The 16588-nt window shown below is 67.1% G+C and carries 11 protein-coding genes; 5 read left to right on the forward strand and 6 right to left on the reverse strand.

The features are described 5' to 3' along the window. The first annotated feature begins 194 nt into the window (after positions 1-194). The 3 genes from ACN469_RS41220 (at position 195) to ACN469_RS41230 (ending at position 4143) form a co-directional block, all read left to right on the forward strand. The gene (locus tag ACN469_RS41220; protein ID WP_498777503.1) at positions 195-1409 is read left to right on the forward strand and encodes a Tox-REase-5 domain-containing protein; all 1215 of its coding nucleotides are present in this window, start codon (positions 195-197) and stop codon (positions 1407-1409) included. Further along, positions 1315-2184 (forward strand): immunity 52 family protein, encoded by an 870-nt coding sequence (locus ACN469_RS41225; RefSeq protein WP_498777505.1) that lies wholly within the window; start codon positions 1315-1317, stop codon positions 2182-2184. The genes ACN469_RS41220 and ACN469_RS41225 overlap by 95 nt, the downstream gene beginning before the upstream one ends. A gap of 369 nt (positions 2185-2553) precedes the next feature. Beyond that, positions 2554-4143, forward strand: coding sequence for a hypothetical protein (locus tag ACN469_RS41230; RefSeq protein ID WP_498777507.1), 1590 nt, complete (start codon positions 2554-2556; stop codon positions 4141-4143). A 103-nt stretch (positions 4144-4246) separates the two neighbouring features. Here the strand turns inward: ACN469_RS41230 and ACN469_RS41235 are convergent, their stop codons facing one another. Further along, positions 4247-5170, reverse strand: a complete 924-nt coding sequence (locus ACN469_RS41235; protein ID WP_498777509.1) for a zinc metalloprotease — start codon at positions 5168-5170, stop codon at positions 4247-4249. 120 nt (positions 5171-5290) lie between these two features. On the opposite strand from ACN469_RS41235, the gene ACN469_RS41240 reads away from it, so the two are divergent. Continuing rightward, positions 5291-6607, forward strand: a complete 1317-nt coding sequence (locus ACN469_RS41240) for a hypothetical protein (protein WP_498777511.1) — start codon at positions 5291-5293, stop codon at positions 6605-6607. Positions 6608-6631: 24 nt separating this feature from the next. On the opposite strand, the gene ACN469_RS41245 is transcribed toward ACN469_RS41240, so the two are convergent. Beyond that, positions 6632-9331: a hypothetical protein gene (locus ACN469_RS41245; RefSeq protein ID WP_498777513.1), complete on the reverse strand. Its 2700-nt coding sequence runs from the start codon at positions 9329-9331 to the stop codon at positions 6632-6634. Positions 9332-9500: 169 nt separating this feature from the next. After that, the gene (locus ACN469_RS41250; protein ID WP_498777515.1) at positions 9501-10172 is read right to left on the reverse strand and encodes a hypothetical protein; all 672 of its coding nucleotides are present in this window, start codon (positions 10170-10172) and stop codon (positions 9501-9503) included. A 169-nt stretch (positions 10173-10341) separates the two neighbouring features. Between ACN469_RS41250 and ACN469_RS41255 the strand changes: the two genes are divergently transcribed. Further along, positions 10342-12282: an FG-GAP-like repeat-containing protein gene (locus ACN469_RS41255; protein ID WP_498777517.1), complete on the forward strand. Its 1941-nt coding sequence runs from the start codon at positions 10342-10344 to the stop codon at positions 12280-12282. Positions 12283-12375: 93 nt separating this feature from the next. Here the strand turns inward: ACN469_RS41255 and ACN469_RS41260 are convergent, their stop codons facing one another. From ACN469_RS41260 to ACN469_RS41270, 3 genes are read right to left on the reverse strand one after another with little or no spacing between them, the layout of a single operon-like run. Beyond that, complete coding sequence (locus ACN469_RS41260) at positions 12376-13857, reverse strand: GAF domain-containing sensor histidine kinase (RefSeq protein WP_498777519.1); 1482 nt, start codon at positions 13855-13857, stop codon at positions 12376-12378. Further along, on the reverse strand, positions 13857-16022 hold the full coding sequence (locus tag ACN469_RS41265) for a DUF7125 family protein (protein WP_498777521.1): 2166 nt from the start codon (positions 16020-16022) through the stop codon (positions 13857-13859). The genes ACN469_RS41260 and ACN469_RS41265 overlap by 1 nt, the downstream gene beginning before the upstream one ends. Then, positions 16019-16468 (reverse strand): hypothetical protein, encoded by a 450-nt coding sequence (locus tag ACN469_RS41270; protein WP_498777523.1) that lies wholly within the window; start codon positions 16466-16468, stop codon positions 16019-16021. Before ACN469_RS41270 ends, ACN469_RS41265 begins: the two co-directional genes overlap by 4 nt. Between the last annotated feature and the right edge of the window lie 120 nt (positions 16469-16588).

A 16588-nucleotide genomic window follows, 5' to 3' on the forward strand; every position in this document is an offset into this window, starting at 1 on the left:
CGACTCGCGGGCGCACTTTCCAGCAGCGTTCCGCACTGCTTGGGGAAGGAGGAACGGAGGCGCGGCATTCCCGAGGACAGCGAAGCGATGCGTTCGATGCGCTGCTTCGTGACGCGGGACTGGAGGACCGCGACTCGCGACCCGTATCGGGTGACTCTCTCACGGCGACGCAGGCAGCACGGCTGCTGGGGGTATTGCTCGGCAAGGACGTGACGCTGGGACAGTTCCCGGCACGCGTCGCGGTGGGCTTCATGCTGCGCGAGGTGTTGGACGCGGGCGAAGTGTCGCGCGCCGAGCTGGTGCGGCGGGCGGGACGATTCACGCAACTGGCGGTCCTCCGTCCCGACGGCTGCCTCGCCTGGGTCCGTAGCGGGCAGACCCAGCAGCGCGTGGGCTCCGTGGAGTGGAAGGACGGTGCCTTTCGGGCGGGCCAGTTCGAGCTGGGAGTTTTCTACTCGGGCAAGGGCGGGGTCTTCCGGCAGTTGAACGTGCAGCTGGAGGAGGCGGGGGGAGGTGCCTTCGCGGACGTCCACGACGATGCGGACTACGTGAGCCGCACGCTGGACGGAGCTGAAGAGGCTTTCGTCGGACTGGCCCTGGCGGTAGGGCAGATCTTCTCGACCTCGCCCGCTGACAACCTCGCGGCGCTGAAGCAGATGCCTGCCGCCGTGGCGGCGCTGCTGGCCTCGTCGCCTGAGTACCTGGAGCGCTTCGAGTACATGACGCGGGGCGAGCAGGTGCAGGCCGTCTCCAAGCTGGTGACGAACCTCATCGCCACCTGGGGCACGGCGTCTGCCGCAACCCGCACGTTGCAAGGTGCGACGCTCGCTACGGCCGGGGTGCCAGTGCTGTCGCTCTCGGCACAAGGGGCACTTGTCATGGGGCGCGTCGCGGTGCCGGTGGGGCGCGCGGCGGCGGTGCTAAGTGGCGGGCCCGGCGCGGCCATCATCCTTCAGCGGACGCGCACCGCAGCGAAGCAGGGTGGACCTTCCGATGGACCCGGGGAGTGGGGACCGTCTGGAGAGAAGGGCGCGTCTGTGCGTGCTCGGGCGTACCAGGAACAAATCTCAGGCCGTTCCATCGATGATGCCTACTGGGTCGGAGGCGTGGGCAGAAAGAGCGGCGGGACGAAGTTCGATGGCTTCGAGATGGGCGTGCTGCTGGAGGCCAAAGGACCTGGCTACGCGGAGTTCTTCGAGAAGAACCTCTCCCCCAAGAGCTGGTACAAAGACTCTGGAAAGGCTCAAGACCTCGTTGATCAAGCCAGGAGGCAGCGCGACGTAGTTCAGGGAAAGGGCGTCCCCATCGAGTGGCATGTCGCTGAAAAGCACGCTGCGGACGCCATGCGGGACCTCTTCATCAACAACGGCCTTGGTGAGATCAAGGTCATCCACACGCCGCCACGATAAGGAGCCCCAGTTGAACGCCATTCCCGCGCCTGAGAACTATCCGGACTCCTACTTTGCCGGAGCTTACTGGGGCCCTCGCAGGGAGTCCCCGGAGGAGTGCGCCGGTCGTGCAGCAGCCTTCCTCAACGGATTGGCCGAGCATGACCCCCTCCTGGCCCACTGGAACAAGATCCCCAAGCCGCGTGGTCGTGGACGTAAGACACCCCTCATGCCACCTGACCTCGCAACGCTCACCGAAGCGTTCCATCGCGGAGTCAACCGAGAGCCTGGGGGGCCCGATATCGAAAGACTGGGCTTGACCGTAGGGGCGTACAACGATGGTTCCCGGCATGACTATTCGTCGCTGTCGATGTGTTGCGGCAGCTGCGCTGAAGGTCTGCCCAATCTGTGCCTCCTGTCTCTCCCGAGCGAAGGTCCGAATGCTGAACGGATCTTCACGGCCCACGTGTTGTCCGGCGTAGTAAGAAGCATGGTCCATGCGTGGGACCCAGACTGGGCCGTGGCAATATCTCGCACTCACCGGAACCTGGACGACCAAGGCGGCCGAGACAACCTGTGGGTGGGCTGGGTGACGTACCTCGCCAATCACCGTGGCAAAGTGCCGCCACTTCCCGCCCCGGTACGCATTGAGCCGGTAGAAGACAAGGGCACGCTCATTGTCCTCACGCCCGAGCGATTCACGGTGACGAACCCGGAACATGTTGCGCTGTCGAGGCGCGTGCGGGAGTTGCTGGCGCGGGCCGGGCTGGTGAAACCGCTCCAGGCCCAACCGTAGGGATCAAGAGGTGTCGCTCGACCCCGCTCAATCATGCGTCCGGATGATGCGGCGGCCTTCGACGGCCGTTTCCTAGGGAGGCTCCACGATAGACAGTTCGCCGGGTTGCCGCCCACCGCGCTCCGCCTCCGCTACCCACGTGCTCGCGCCTTGGTGAGCACCCGCTCCGCGTCCCGAGCCGGAGGCAGACCGAAGGCGCGGGCGTACTCGCGAGGTGGCTCGCGGAGGAGCTCGGCACGACACCCCAGGGGAGCAGATTGCGCAAACAGCCGTCGGGTGCTTGCGCCGTGACACGCATCTGGCGCCTCCGATGGGGGACCGGGGTTGTCCGAGGGCAGCTCGGAGGTCTTTCTTTTCGGAGAGGTTCTCATGCGGACAAGGCTCGTGTTGTGGGGTTCGGCGTGTGTCGGGTGGCTGGTGGCGTGCCAGGGTGGTGGAGTGGACGCGGCGGCGGAGCTTGGGGGGAGCGGACCAGGCGTCATCGACTCCCCGTCGGAATTCGCCGCGTCTGGCCCGCGGGTCCACGCAGCGGACACGGTGTCGGTGAAGCGCACCACGCGGTTCTTCACGGCGGTGGGGAAGGGGGAGCAGGCCGAGGGTGGCTGGCCCATCGACCCTCCCATCCTCTTCATCCCCAGCGAGGACGGCTCCACTTTCACCCGGAACGTCGGCTCGGCGCTGAGAGGCGAGTGGTTCTTCGAGGGCGTTCCCTCGCGGCCGTATTTCCTGCGCACGGGGACGACCTACGTCCTCACGGGCGAGCGCGAGGTGGATATCGGTAGCAACCGACTGGGGCGGATGGATGCCATCTACCCGTCGGAGGCCCCTTCCACGTACGCGGAGGTCCACCTGGACAATCTGGCGCCGTGGCAGCCCCCCGTGAGCAACCAGCAGCCGGGCTCCAGCCTCCAGTTCGTCTCCAACCAGGTGGACGCCGCCGGCCCGATATATTTCTTCGACGAGCCCCTCCCAGGGCAGACGTCCATCCACACCGGCATGGCCTGGGCCTCCCCGTACGGCGGGACGATGCCCCTGTTCGAGGCGGTGGCGGGCGACAAGGTCTACATCAACCAGCTCAGCGAACTCAGCGCGGGCACGCTGCCTGACGGCACGTCCCTGGGCTACTCCGCGGTGGTGCGCTCCGTGGAGACGCAGGCATTCGACGCCTACCCTGGCGGGTACCTGCCGCTGACGGGCGTGCTGGAGCCGTTGCCGATGCGCGAGGTTTCGCTGGATTGGCGGCTGCCCGAGTACACCCGCCATGCGGATGAGGTGCACCTCGGGGCCAGGGGGGCCGTGCCCGTTCTCTCCATCTCGCCCGCCGCGCACGGCCTCGCGAACGGATGGGTGGGGTACTCCGCCGAGCTGCTCAACCTGTATCTGCCCCTCGGCGCGTCGTTCGACTTCTCGGCCCCCCTGCGGTTTGGCAATCCATTCCCTTCTGACTGGGGGGGCGCCGCCGCCGTGGCCTATCCCTTCCGCAGACTGCTGCCAGTCCCAGATGACTCGGGGAGAGCCGTGTACGTCCGGGGGGCCTTCACCTCGTTCGTGTCTATCGAGGAGCTCATCGCGGGGCCGGTGGTGCCCCAGATGACGCCGCCGCTGTCGCTGACCCTCGACGGGATGCCCGCGTTCACGGTGCGCAAGGTGCTCTCCACCCACCCGGTTCTCGCGTGGAGTCCGCCGAGCGTGGGCGTTCCCTCGGCGTACCGGGTGCTCGTCTATGAGTACGAGCCGACCTTGAGCCAGCCGGTGTTCCGCAACTCCCTCTATGTCCCCGGCTCCGTCACCCAGGTGCGGCTGCCGCCCGACATGCTGGACCCTGCCTCCATCTACTATCTGCGAGTGAGCGCCATCGCCGCGCCGCACTTCGACGTCGAGCGCTACCCGTTCAGCTCATGGAGTTACCTGCCTCAGCACAGCGCGGAGGTCGTCAGCACCCTGTTCCTCACTCCGTGAGGCGTGTGGGCCGGCCCGCTACTTCCCTTCCTCTCGGCACGGTAGCGGGCCTGGTCCTTCTGGTGGTGCGCGCCCTGGATGGGTGTGTGGGATTGACCGGGTGTTATTGCGCCAACGTGGGGCGGAAGGAAGCCAGGGTGCACCGCATGCGCTGCACCTGCTCCGCGCTGAAGCCTGTCATGCAGGCGTCGTCCGTCAGCTCCATGTAGTTCTGGATGGGAACTGGTACGCCACCGCAGCTCGTGCTCGCCGTGCAGCCCTTGTGCGAGGTGGCGTTGGGCGGGGTGTCACAGATGCGGTCGCCCGTGGTGTAGCAGGCCGGCGCGGTGGCGGTGCCACAGCCCGCGTAGTAGGTGTGGAACAAGCCCAGGTAGTGGCCCACCTCGTGGGTGACGGTCCTCCCCTTGTGGTAGGGCGTCACCGGGCCGACACGTCCGAAGGCCAGCCAGTTGATGACCACCCTGTCTTGAGGCTGTCCCACCGCGCCCGCCGGGTCCGCGGGGAGGAAGGGCACATACCCACGCGAACCGGCGGCGCTGTTCGTGTAGACGTTCAGGTAGCGCGTCGGGTCCCAGGCGATGGTGAGCCAATAACTGCCCTGGTCCTGGTACCAAGTCGTGTTGCAATAGCGCTGGATGCCCGTCGTCGGATTGCCCGACGGATCCACGGTGGCGAGGAAGAACTCAATCTTGCTGTCCACGCCCGCCGCACCGGGGCTGCCCGCCACGGCGCGAAAGTCCTCGTTGAGGACCGTGAGCTGACTGTGGACCAGGGCATCCGTGACGTTGCCATTCGCGCACGCCGTATCCGAAATGACATGCACCACCACGGGGATGCGCCGCAGCGTCGTGGGCTGCCACAGCGGACCCGGAACGGTCTGCTCCATGGAGCAATCCGAGGCCGTGAAGCTCGCCCCTCGGAAGGAGGGAGCTGGCTCGGGAGCGACACAGCGGTCGGAGTGGAGAAAGAAGGCATCTCCAGACAGGAGCGCCAGGACAGAGACGACGATGGAGTGGGCTGGGAGCATGGGAGCCTCACGCTATCGAGCCGCCGTCACACCTTCCAACCACGCAGCCTCGCGGCGACAAGCGGGCTGGAAGATTCCTCGGCTCCATGTCAGGACCGGCCGTAATGGTAGGAAGGTGGGATGGCTCGTTCACGTCCCACATCACCACGCTGCCCTCGGTGCAACGCCCCGTTCACCCTGCTGCCCGAGCAGGTGCTCTACACCTGCAATTACTGCAACGCGTCCATCGACACGCGAGGAGAGCAGGCACCTCGCCCTCTCTATCAGGCCCCTTCGACGACCACGCCCGGCAAGGTCCCTCTCATCCTGGGCGCCGGGCTCGCCGTCATGCTGCTGACGGGCATGGCGGTCTTCCTGGCCAGGGAGCCCTCGAGCGAGCCCTACGTGGCCCCGCCCTCGGGTGCGGAGCCCAGCGCCGCGCGCCCCTCGGAACCTGTCCCCGCCCCGACGCCGACGCCGGCGCCCAAGTTCGCCTGGGACCTCGACAACGCCCCCGCGGTGATGGACCTCAACGGGGACGGCACGGACGACATCGTCGGGACCATTCGTCGCCAGGGGACCGGGACTCCCGGCGCCTGGAGCGAGCGCTACTTCGCGGCCGCGTTCGACGGAAAGACGCTCGAGCTTCTCTGGGAGACGCCCATCGAAGGCGCTCCCACGGACCTCGTCTCCCGGGCGCGGTACGCGCATCAAGGCAGTCGCCTGGTGATGCGAGAGGCCACGGCGGTGAGCCTCCTGGAGCTGGCGACTGGCAAGCCCCTGGGGCGCGTGGCGCTGTCGGACAAGCCCGGCCGGCTCTGCATTCCCCAGGGTGACTCCTCCACCGTGTGGGTGTCGGTCGTGGATGGCCGGGACATCCTGCTCGACACGAAGGCGGCGACCGCGCGGCCCGCCTCCCAGACTCCTCCCAACTGCCAGGCCCCCGCGAGGACCGTCCGTAGCTGCTCTCCCGCCATGCTCAGGAAGTCCTCGCTGCCGTGCGCCCTCGCCCATCACGTCCCGTCCATCCCCGGGTTCAGGGGCGACCACGTCTACAAGGCGCATGGCCTTGAACTGGTGGTGGGCTCCAGGCACCCTGGGACGCGGGTGCCCATGGTCGCGGTGTTCGAGCCGGGGGCGAAGAAGCCCCTGTGGCACGGCGCAATCGCAGACATGGACACGGCGAATGTCTTCGAGAGCACTCCGGACGTCATCGAGATGTCCGAGGACGCCATCTACGTGGGCTACAGGTTGAAGGCTGGCGGCATGCAGCTCGTCCGCCGGGACGCGAGGACGGGGGTCGCTACCTGGGATGTCCCCGTTCCCCGCTCCAAGGATGGCTCGCTTCCCTCCAGCATCTGGAAGCATGGCGACCGGCTCTATGTGCCCCACTGGATGTGGCTGGATGTCTTCGACGCGAAGACAGGCAACCTGGTCGGCACCCTCGGCACCTGGTAGCGGTGGTGTCAGGCTTCAGGGACGCTAGGGTGCCGGAGGCACACTCAGGTGGTGTCGCAGGTTGGCCACCCGGTCCTTCAAGGCCTCGGACTGCCCGGTGACGGCGAAGAACTGCTCCCACTGCTCGCGGGTCTTCAAGGGGCCGGCCTGGTTGAGCCGGAGCACGAGGTTGTCGAGGTCTCGTGACGGGTCCTTGGACCCCTGGGTGAAGGAGTCGAGCATTCCCACGAGGTCCTTGGCGGTGAACCCGTGGGCCTTGGCCAGGTCCGTCAGGTTGTTGAGCGCCTGGCTCGAATGGGTGATGAGACTGGGGTACTTCGACGCGAGCTGTTGGACCTGCTCGGGCGAGTAGCCCATGTCCTCGCGCAGCTCCTTCAGCGTCTTCTCGTCGCTGTCGAGCAGGGCCGAGAGGGCGGGGTCCTTGAGGCCCGCGGCCTCGAGAGACTTCTTCACGTCGTTCTTCTGCTCGCCTTCCTCCATCTTCTCCAGCACGTAGCCGCCAACGGCGCCCGTGACGAAGGCGAGGCCGGCGATGGCCTGACCCCAGCCAGGGATGGCCATCACCCCGGACGCCGCGAGCCCGAGGCCGCCAGCGGAAGAGGTGAGCCCGAAGGCGCCCTTGAGGTACTCCTTGTCCTGGATGTCCTTCACGCCCTTGATGCCATCCGCGATTGCGCCCATGGCATTTCCAGCGCCGCTCAAGCGCCCCAGCAGCGCCGGGATGTTGGCCCCCCGGCCCGTCATCTGGAGGAAGAACGTTGCTCCATCGCCGGTCAGGGCCAGCCCGTCTCCAGCGGCCTTGACGTGGTCCTCGAGCTGCTTGTCCGTCAGCTCCCCGCCGTGCTGCGCCAGCTGGACGAATGTGCACGCCATCCCCAGGCCGCGAATCGACTGCACCACGCCAGGGGCTCCACCCGCGAGGCCCCCGGAAAGCAGCTGGAGGTTCTTGTGCGCGTCCGGCTTGCCGTCAATCACATCCTGGAGGCCGGCGGTGATGCCCTTCATCTCCTCGGCGGTCGCGCCGAACAGCGCGTGGTTCTGGTCCAACGTGTCCAAGAGGCGCTTCGCACCCTCGGTGTCTCCCTTCGCGGCGCTGCTGAGCACCCGCTCACCCACCACCTTGGTCGCGGCCGCGGTGAGCTTGGTCAGCACGTCCGTGGCCAGCTTGCCGTCCTTCGCCATGCTCTGGATGGTGTCCAGCGCCGGTGACGGCAAGCCCTGTATCTGCTTGTCCACCTCCTGCGCGAGCCACTTCTGTCCCGCCTCGGTGTCGATGATATGGGGCGCCTGTTCGATGGCGGCGGAGGTCTCTTGGGTCAGCGTGGCCTCCCACTTGGAGACGGGCGCGTTGGGGTCCCTGATGCTGTCCCTGTCCCGGGTGGTGCTGGCCGCATCCAGGACGCCCTGGAGCTTCTGTGCGGCTGTCTCGAAGGCGGCGTACTCCGGGTGGCGGCTCTTGAAGTCGAGGATGGCGTTCTGCCGCTGCTCCGGCGTGAGGCCGTTGCTCAGCCCGCCCATGAACTTCGCCAGGGTCTTGTTGAGCTCGTCGACCTTCTCCTTCTTGTCCTTGAAGTCCTCGCGCACCGTCCGGATGCCTTCGGTGAGCGTCTTGCCCAGCTGGGCGGCGCCTATCAAGTCGCCATTCGCGCTCCGCGACTTCGCGAGCAGCGTCCCCAGCTCCGTGACGCCGGGCTTGTCGACGAGCCCACCCAGCATGGATTTCATCGGCTCGGAGAGCCCGTCGGCCGGGTAGCCCTTCGCCAGCGCGTCGCTGAGGATCTTGGCCGTTCCCGGACCGCCGACTTGTGACGCGAGGCCCAGCGCGCGCAGCATGGGCCCCGCCTCGTGTGGCGCGGCCGCGAGGGCCTCATTGCCCATGCGCTGGAGCTCGGGGCCCAGCTCCTGGATGAGTGCCTTCTTCTCCTCGGGGCTCAGGGGCCCTTCGAGCGCGGACTGGAGGTGCTCGGCCGCGCTCTTCGTGGGGCAGGTCTGCCCCTGGGCATCGCGCACGTTCTGGGCCGTGGCATCCTTCTGGGCGGTCTTCGTCTTCTCCAGACGGGGGTCCGCCAATCGCCGCTCGGCCACGCGAGGGTTGGTGGGGTTGTCCGCGACCATCATCCGCTGCAGCTCGGGAGAGACCTTCGCCCGGGCGATGGCGGCGGCACGCTCGGGCGAGCCTGGGGGCGCGTCGAGGATGGTCTTGACGTGGTTGGTGGAGAGGCTGCCCGCCTCCTGGTAGTGCGGTTGGGCCTGCTTGAAGGCCTCCATCGACTCGTAGGACTTGTTCGTGGTCGGGTCGAGGACCTTGTCACCTTGCCGGATGACGACGTGGCCGGAGGTGCCCTCCGCGCCCGGGCGCTGGTCCTCGAGGAAGACCATCTGCGAGCGCGCGCGGAGCTCGGGCGTGGCCTTCTTCGCCCAGTCGGCCGCGACCTCCAGGCAGTTCACCTGCCCGTCCTGGGCGTTCTCCGTGAGAAGCGAGGTGGCCGGAGCCTCGGCGCCCAGCCGCTTGTCGAACTCCGGCCTGCGGCTCTGTCCCTCGAAGCTCGTGTCCGTCTTGCGACTGGACTCCTGGGCCTGCCGGGCCTCCGCCGCCTTGCGAGCCGCCTCCGCCGCCCTGCGAGCCGCCTCCGCCGCGCGCCGTGCTTCCTCCGCGGCTCGACGCGCCGCCGCTTCCTTGTCGCTGACGCTGTTGCCTCTGCTGCTCGCGGACCCGACGCTCATGATGCGGCTCCTGGGGACTGGGAGACTGTGAAAGCCCCCAGGAGCAAGGTCCGGGCCCACGCCCAAGTGCGCGAAAAGGCGAGGGGACCCCACCCGGGCCTGCAGGCCGCGGACTACAACTCACGGAGACATTGATGTCTTGAGCCCGCGGCGCCGCGGCGGCGACACGTCACGGCAGGTAATAGTTGACGCTGAAGCCACCCATGTAGGTGAACTCGTTGGGGTCACGCGTGGCGAAGCCAATCACATACCGCTCGCCGGCCAGCACGGTGTGGGGCGGCTGGGTGGCGGGGAAGATGGGGAAGCTGGCGTAGCCGCCGTTGAAGGCAATCCCCGAGGACTGCCACGTGCCGCCGAAGGTGCTGATGTAGCTGGGCGTGAAGCCCGCGTCCGGGGTCTTCCAGATGGACGCCTCGAAGTAGCCGAGGGTGGAGTAGTCCATTCCGTAGGCGATGACCTCCTGGAGCTGGGCGCCGGCGGGCAGGTTCAAGGCGCACGCGTACGTGCGGCGCGTGGTGCCGCCGCGCACCATGCACGGGACGTCCTGGTCGCCGTCCGTACGGACCGTGGCGCCGCTGATACAGATGTCTGGGTTGCCCGACGGGATGTTGTCCTGGGGCGTGCAGGTGATGGCGGGAATGGAGATGGAGTGGTTGCCGGCCAGGAGCGTCGAGGCGCCAGTCCGGGCGACCTTCTCCGGCCGTGCCTCCGAGACGGCCGCGGTGGGCTTGGGGGACGTCGAGGCCACCGTCCGGGCCTGTTCCTCCGCGGCGGCGGTGGACAGCGTGGCGAGCGTGGCGAGGGTGGTCAGTGAGCGAAGGGTCGAGAGCTGACGAAGCATGGTGAGGTTCCTTGGAGATGGAGCGCGGGCGACGAGGTGCCCCGCGCGTCCATCGTCCCAGAAATCAACGCCTCGCGACGACCAGGGTTCGAAGGTCTCCACGTATCCCGGGATGACACCGGCAGTGTGCACACGGACACCGCGGACGGCGTGTCCGATGGAGACCTCAATGCGTAGCTATTCCTATCTACTGGGTGGTCTGCTCCTGGCGGGCTGCGGAGGCTCGTCGAGCCCTTCCATGCCCGCTCCGGAAGAGACCCTGTCCTCGGGTCTCTCCTTCGAGCAGTTCAAGGCGACTGTCTACCAGGAGCCCGACACCGGCATCTATATCGTCGACGGAGACATCCCCGTCGAGGGTGAAGACAAGCTGCGGGAGTACTACGCCCGGAACATCCAGGCAGGCGCGCTCCTCGTCCACCAGGGCGCTGGGGCGGACGTCGTGTGGAACGCCTCGCAGGCCTTGAACCTCACCTACTGCGTGAGCACGCTTTTCAGCGACCACGCCAAGGTGGTCGAGGCCATGCAGCGCGCCGCCCTCGTCTGGGAGAGCGAGGCCCACGTTGCCTTCATCCACGACAGCTCCCAGGACAACAACTGCACCAACACCAACAACAACGTCCTCTTCGACGTGCGCCCGGGCCCCCTGGACGCGCCCTATGACGCCCGGGCCTTCTTCCCGAATGGCAGCCGCGCCAGTCGCAACCTCTACATCAGACCGGACCGGGTCTCCGGCTTGGTCACCAACGCGCTGGCGGAGATCCTCGCGCACGAGCTGGGGCACGTGCTGGGCTTCCGCCACGAGCACACCCGGGTCTCCGGGACCTGCTTCGAGGACAGCAGTTGGAGGGCCGTCACTCCCTACGACTCCGCCTCCATCATGCACTACGACATCTGCCCGGGTTACACGGGGCAGTATCTCATCCTCAGCAACTGGGATGCCTGGGGGGCGACGGACACGTACAAGCGTGGACCGCTGACGGTGGCGGGCGACTTCGACGGCAACGGCCTGGATGACGTGCTCACCTACCGGCCCGGCACCGGTCAGGCCTGGGTCGGCTACTCCAACTCGTCCGGGAGCTGGACGCGCTCCACCAGCATCATGAGCGCGGGCTTCGACTTCTGGTCCCCGAATGACCGCGTGGTGGTGCTCGACTTCAACAACGACGGCCGGGATGACCTCTTCGTCTACCGCCCGGGTGGCGGCCCCGCGTACGCCATGCAGGGCAACGCGAACCGGACGTTCACCACCACCACGGCGGCGTCCATCTTCGCCGGCTTCGATTTCGCCGAGCCGCAGGACCGCGCCTTCGCCTTCGACTACGACAACGACGGCTACAAGGACCTCTTCTTCTATCGGCCCGGTAATAACGTGGCCTGGGTGGCGCGCAGCAACGGCAACGGGACCTTCTCCCAGGCCTATGCCAGCTACACGAGTATCGGTGGTTACAGCCTCAGCGACATCCGCGACCAGGTGCGCGTGCTCGACTACGACGGTGACGGCCGCGACGACCTCTTCTTCTTCCGCCCGGGCGTTGGCTTTACGGGCCTGGCTCACAACACCTCGTCGTGGGGCTTCATGGGCAGCTCCATGAGCTTTGGATTCCTGGGCTACAACTTCGAGGACCCGCTCGATGAGGCGCTGGTGCTCGATTACAACGGTGACGGCCGTGACGACCTGCTGATGTACCGTCCGGGCACCGGGGCGGCGTACCTCGCGAGGGGCACCAGCACCGGCCTCACGCTCACCACCGCCACCACGGGCGTCGGTGGCTACGACATCCTGGACCGCTGGGACACGGCGGTGAAGCTCGACTTCAACGGCGACAACTACGACGACCTCTTCTTCTACCGGCCCGGCTCGAATGCCGCGTACGTCCTGCAGGGCAACGGCGCGGGTGGCTTCTCCGTCGCCTACGGCGGTTCGGGCATCGGGGGGACGTGGGCCTACGACGTCTCCAAGCACCAGGACAAGGTCGTCATCCTCGACCACGACAACGACAACCGGGACGACCTCTACCTCTACCGCACGGACAGCTTCCGCCAGGTGCAGTCGCTCTCCACCGGGCAGTTCACCGCCTTCTACCCGGACATGGCCATCGCCCCCTGGTGATGGACGTATGGTGAAGCACGGCCCGGAGGTCGCTCGACTCCGGGCCGCGTGTCCACGCCTGGGCTCGCAAGGCCCGCATGCCCGGGCGCGAAGTCACGGCGCGGTGGCCGTGCCGACGTCCTTGGCCAGGGGAACCGTGAAGCGGAACGTCGCGCCGTGTCCCCACTCGCTCTCCACCCAGAGGCGGCCACCATGCTCGTCGATGATTCCGCTCGCGATGGAGAGCCCCAGGCCCAGCCCCTCGTACCGTGCCTCGTTGCTGCGCCAGTACCGGTCGAACAGGTGCTTGAGGTCCTCCCGCTGAATCCCTGGACCCGTGTCCGCGACCGCGAACACGCACTCGCGCGCGCGCGCCTCCACCGAGAGGGTGATGCTCCCTCCCTCCGCTGTGACCTTGGTGGCGTTGCCGACCAGGTTGGACAGGACCTGGAGGATGCGATCCTTGTCGCAAAAAATGAGCGGGAGGCCCGGCTCGACCTCCCCAGTCATCTTCAATTGATGCTCCTGGGCGATGCGCTCGAAGCTCGCCAGCGTCTCGTGGACCAGCGTGGCCGGGTCGTTCGGCTGACGCTTGATGGAGAGATGCCCGCGCTCGATGCTCGCGAAGTCGAGCAGGTCTTCGATGAGCCGCATCATGCGCTCGGCCGCGCGTTGGATTCGCTCGACCCCCAGGGGAACAGGAAGCTCGGTCCGCGGCCTCGCGGCGGTTTCCTTCGGTGCGAGCGCGCCGGTGGTCATGATGATGGTCGAGAGGGGGTTCTTCAGGTCGTGAGACACCACCCTGAGGATCTGCTCACGCTCTCTCACCGCGACCTGCGCCTGCTTGTACAGTTGGGCGTTCTCCCTGGCGAGCGCCTCGTATCTGTCACTCGAACTCTCGGCGACAATGCGCTCCCGGTCAGCCACGGCGCCGCGCGCCTTCGCTTGCTCACGCTCCTCCTCGGCGTCCTCGCGTCGGGTGATGTCCTTGCGCCACGCGCGGTCACGTTCGAGCGCGATCGCGAGCTGATTGGCGATGGCGTTGACGAAGATCAGGTCCTTCTTGTCGAGGGAAAAGGCCCCTTCGAGCTGAAGGGCGCCGAAGAGCGAGCGCTGGGCCACCACGAGGGGGATGACGATGAACCGCTTGCCGTCGTCCCCTTCAATCCGCGCCTGCCAGGGCAGCAGGGTCTTGCCCGGCTGCTCACTGAGCCCGAGGGCCTCGGTCGACTTCGCCCCGACGAGGTAGGCGTAGGAGGCCTCCGCGTGGTCCTTGACCGCTCGCAGCCGCTCGGAGTCCTGGAGCTCGGACGGCCAGACGATCATCTTCGACTGGCCGTTCTCCGTCTCGATGAGGACCGCGCTGCGCAGGGGCAGCGACTTCGCGAGGATGCCAAGCGCCGGGTCGAAGGACTCCGCGACGCTCTCGAAGCTCGCGAAGAGCTTGCTGATTTCATACAGGTGGTCGAGCCGCCGATAGGCCTGCTCCAGGCTCGCGAACGAAGGGTCGGCTGGTGACAGGTCCCGCGTGCGCTGCGCGCTTGTCGCTTCCCGTGAAGCAGGGTGAGGGCCCTTCTTTCGCCGACCAGGGCTCATCAGCGCCTCGTGTCATCGAAGGCGGCCCAGGAAGGCGTCGGGAGTTCGCTCACGGACGACCCGATTCGCAGCCCTCCCTGCGCGACCGTCATGAAATAGGTTCGACGATCATGCTCACTGCCACGAGTCTTCACGACCGTCAGCGTGGGCGCCAGGCGGCCCGCTGCTTCCTCGTAGCGCATCATGAGCAGGTTGTCGGCGATGGGTGAGAGCCCCTGGTCGGTGACTCGCTCCATGGAGAAGAGCGAGGACGACTCCAGGGTGAGGACGCTGGTGATGCCCAGGGTCTTGAAGCGGACCACCAGCTTGTAGAGCACGTGACGGAACTCGTCGATGGGCGTGTGTGCCGTCAGCAGCTGCGTCGCGGCGTCGAGCACGACTCGTGAGGCCTTCAGCGCCGTGAGCTGGTCCGACAGCACGGCCAGGAACTGCCCCGCGCGCAGGTGCTCCCGGGAGACGTAGAGCACCTGGATGAGGCCCGCGGCGAGCTGCGCGCGCAGCGGCAATCCCAGGGCGTCGGCGCTGGCGAGCAGCTGCTCGGGTCCCTCTTCCATCGACACATAGAGGCCCGGCTCCCTGGCCCTGGCGCCCTCCAGGAGGAACTGGATTCCGAAGGTGCTCTTGCCGACGCCCGCGCTGCCAGAGACGAGGGTGGCGCTTCGCCTGAGCAACCCACCACCCATCAGCGCGTCGAGCCCGGGAGTGCCAGAGCCCAGCCGGGAGGAGGCCTCCAGCGCGGGGGGAGGGGCCTCCACGCAGAGCTCTTCTCCATAACGAGGGAAGATGGAGACGCCCCCGGCGCCAATGGCCATGGCGTGTCGGCCCTTGAGGTGAGCGGTGTTGCGAAGCTTGTACACCTCGATGTAGCGCTCGCGCTCCAGGCCCTCCTCCGTGGAGCTGAGGATGATGACGCCGTCCACCACGGTCTCCTCGACGCCCATGCGGCTGACCTGACGGGAGCCGTAGGGGATGTCGGTGGCAAAGAAGCCGACGGCATGGGCGTTCTGGACGATGCTGCAGAGGTGGAAGACCTTCTCGCGGCTGAGCTGCGGGTCCGTCACCTTGTCCAGGAACACGGAGACGGAGTCGATGACCACGCGCCGGGCCTTCATGGCCTTGATGCGCTCGCGAATCATCAAGAGGTGGGCCTCCACCATGATGTCGGGCTGGGGGATGAAGACGATCTCCACCATGCCGCGCTCAATCTCCCGGTCGAGCTCCCAGCCGAGCCCCTTCGCGGCGGCGCGGAGGCGCTCCTCGCTCTCCTCGAAGGAGAAGAGGATGCCCTTCTCGCCCGCGAGCGCGCCCCGGTAGATGAACTCGAGGGAGAGGACCGTCTTGCCGGTGCCCGCGACGCCGCTGAGCAGGAGGCTGGACCCCCAGGGGATGCCGGGCCCGAGAAGCTCGTCGAGCTTGGTGATGTGCGTCTTGCAGCGCTCCTGCGGCTCCTCCGGAATCGACTCGCGCTTGATGGCCTCGCGGGGAGCGAACATCTCCAGGCCGTTGGAGGTGATGAGGAAGGGATGCTCGTCCCGGCTGTGGTCCGTCCCACGCATCTTGACGATTCTGAAGAAGCGCTGGTGCTCGCCCTGGGACACGCGCTGAGACAGGACGAGGAGGCCGTCGACGATGGAGAAGAGGGGATTGTTCTCGTAGTCGCCGGGCCCGTACTCGCCGAGGAGCAGCGCGGTGGTCTCCCAAGCCATCAGGTTCACGGCAATCTCATAGCCGAACGTCCGGAGCTCCTCCTTGGAGGTCGCCAGGTCGTCAAAGGCCTTGAAGCTGTCGATGACGACGATGTCTGGCTTGACCTGCTTGAGGTTGTCCATGATGAGCTCGAGGGCCGCATCGAAGCTCCTCATCCGCAGCATGGTGCCGAGGTCCACGAACTTGACGCCCTCCTCGAACTTCTTCGGGTCGAAGAACGAGAACTGCTGGAGGTGCCGCAGCGTCTTCGCGGTTGGCTCCGAGAGGGTGTTGAAGGCGAGGACGCGGTGGGCGGCCGAGGCGTTGTGGAAGCAGATCTGCTGGGTGAGCGTCGTCTTGCCCGAGCCGGGCGGGCCGCACACGGCGGTGACGGAGCCCTTGGGCAGGCCGCCCTTGAAGAGCTCATCGAGGTTGGGGACGCCGGTCTGCAGGCGCGGGATTTCGATTCTCTTCGTCATGACGTTGTGTCCTCGCCCGCGGTGACGCGTGGCGGAACCGCCTCTGGAAGTGCGACTTTGGAGAGCTCCGCATGCAGCTCCGGCGTGAGGATTTCAGCGGTCAGGTTGCCGAGCACGGTGAGGAACTCCACGAGCACGAAGCGACTTCCTTCCCTCAGCCCGGAGTCGTGCCCGGCGCGGACCTGCTCCCAGAGCTCGCCGAACTGGAGCCCCTTCAGCCGTTCGACCTTGAGGGACAAGAAGAGCGGGAACCGCTCGGAGGCATTGTGTAGAACGCGTCCAGCGATGGCGGTCAGCGTCACTTCGCCGAGCGTGGTCAACGTCTGTTTCCATAACACGGTGAGCGCCGTCTCGAAGAGCTGGAGAAAGGCCTCCGTCGACAGGTTCCTGGCGGCTCGGTCAAGCCAGGCGTCGACGCAGGCCTCGTGCTCACCTTCGTCAAGCACGGTTTCCCCCACCCGACCGAGCGACCCGCGCCTCTGCTGGACGGGCGTCGACCCCGCCCTGAATGGGGAAGGTGCTCAGCGTGGCCGAGGGGGTGCCCGAAGTGCTTTGCCTGCCCATCG

It is taken from the genome of Corallococcus terminator, from assembly GCF_049194865.1.
In the GTDB taxonomy this organism is placed as follows: domain Bacteria; phylum Myxococcota; class Myxococcia; order Myxococcales; family Myxococcaceae; genus Myxococcus; species Myxococcus terminator_A.

Coding starts and splice junctions, on each gene's coding strand:
- ACN469_RS41225 (WP_498777505.1), top strand. CDS start 1,315: ATGTCGCTGAAAAGCACGCTGCGGACGCCATGCGGGACCTCTTCATCA.
- ACN469_RS41230 (WP_498777507.1), top strand. CDS start 2,554: ATGCGGACAAGGCTCGTGTTGTGGGGTTCGGCGTGTGTCGGGTGGCTG.
- ACN469_RS41235 (WP_498777509.1), bottom strand. CDS start 5,170: ATGCTCCCAGCCCACTCCATCGTCGTCTCTGTCCTGGCGCTCCTGTCT.
- ACN469_RS41240 (WP_498777511.1), top strand. CDS start 5,291: ATGGCTCGTTCACGTCCCACATCACCACGCTGCCCTCGGTGCAACGCC.
- ACN469_RS41245 (WP_498777513.1), bottom strand. CDS start 9,331: ATGAGCGTCGGGTCCGCGAGCAGCAGAGGCAACAGCGTCAGCGACAAG.
- ACN469_RS41250 (WP_498777515.1), bottom strand. CDS start 10,172: ATGCTTCGTCAGCTCTCGACCCTTCGCTCACTGACCACCCTCGCCACG.
- ACN469_RS41255 (WP_498777517.1), top strand. CDS start 10,342: ATGCGTAGCTATTCCTATCTACTGGGTGGTCTGCTCCTGGCGGGCTGC.
- ACN469_RS41260 (WP_498777519.1), bottom strand. CDS start 13,857: ATGAGCCCTGGTCGGCGAAAGAAGGGCCCTCACCCTGCTTCACGGGAA.
- ACN469_RS41265 (WP_498777521.1), bottom strand. CDS start 16,022: ATGACGAAGAGAATCGAAATCCCGCGCCTGCAGACCGGCGTCCCCAAC.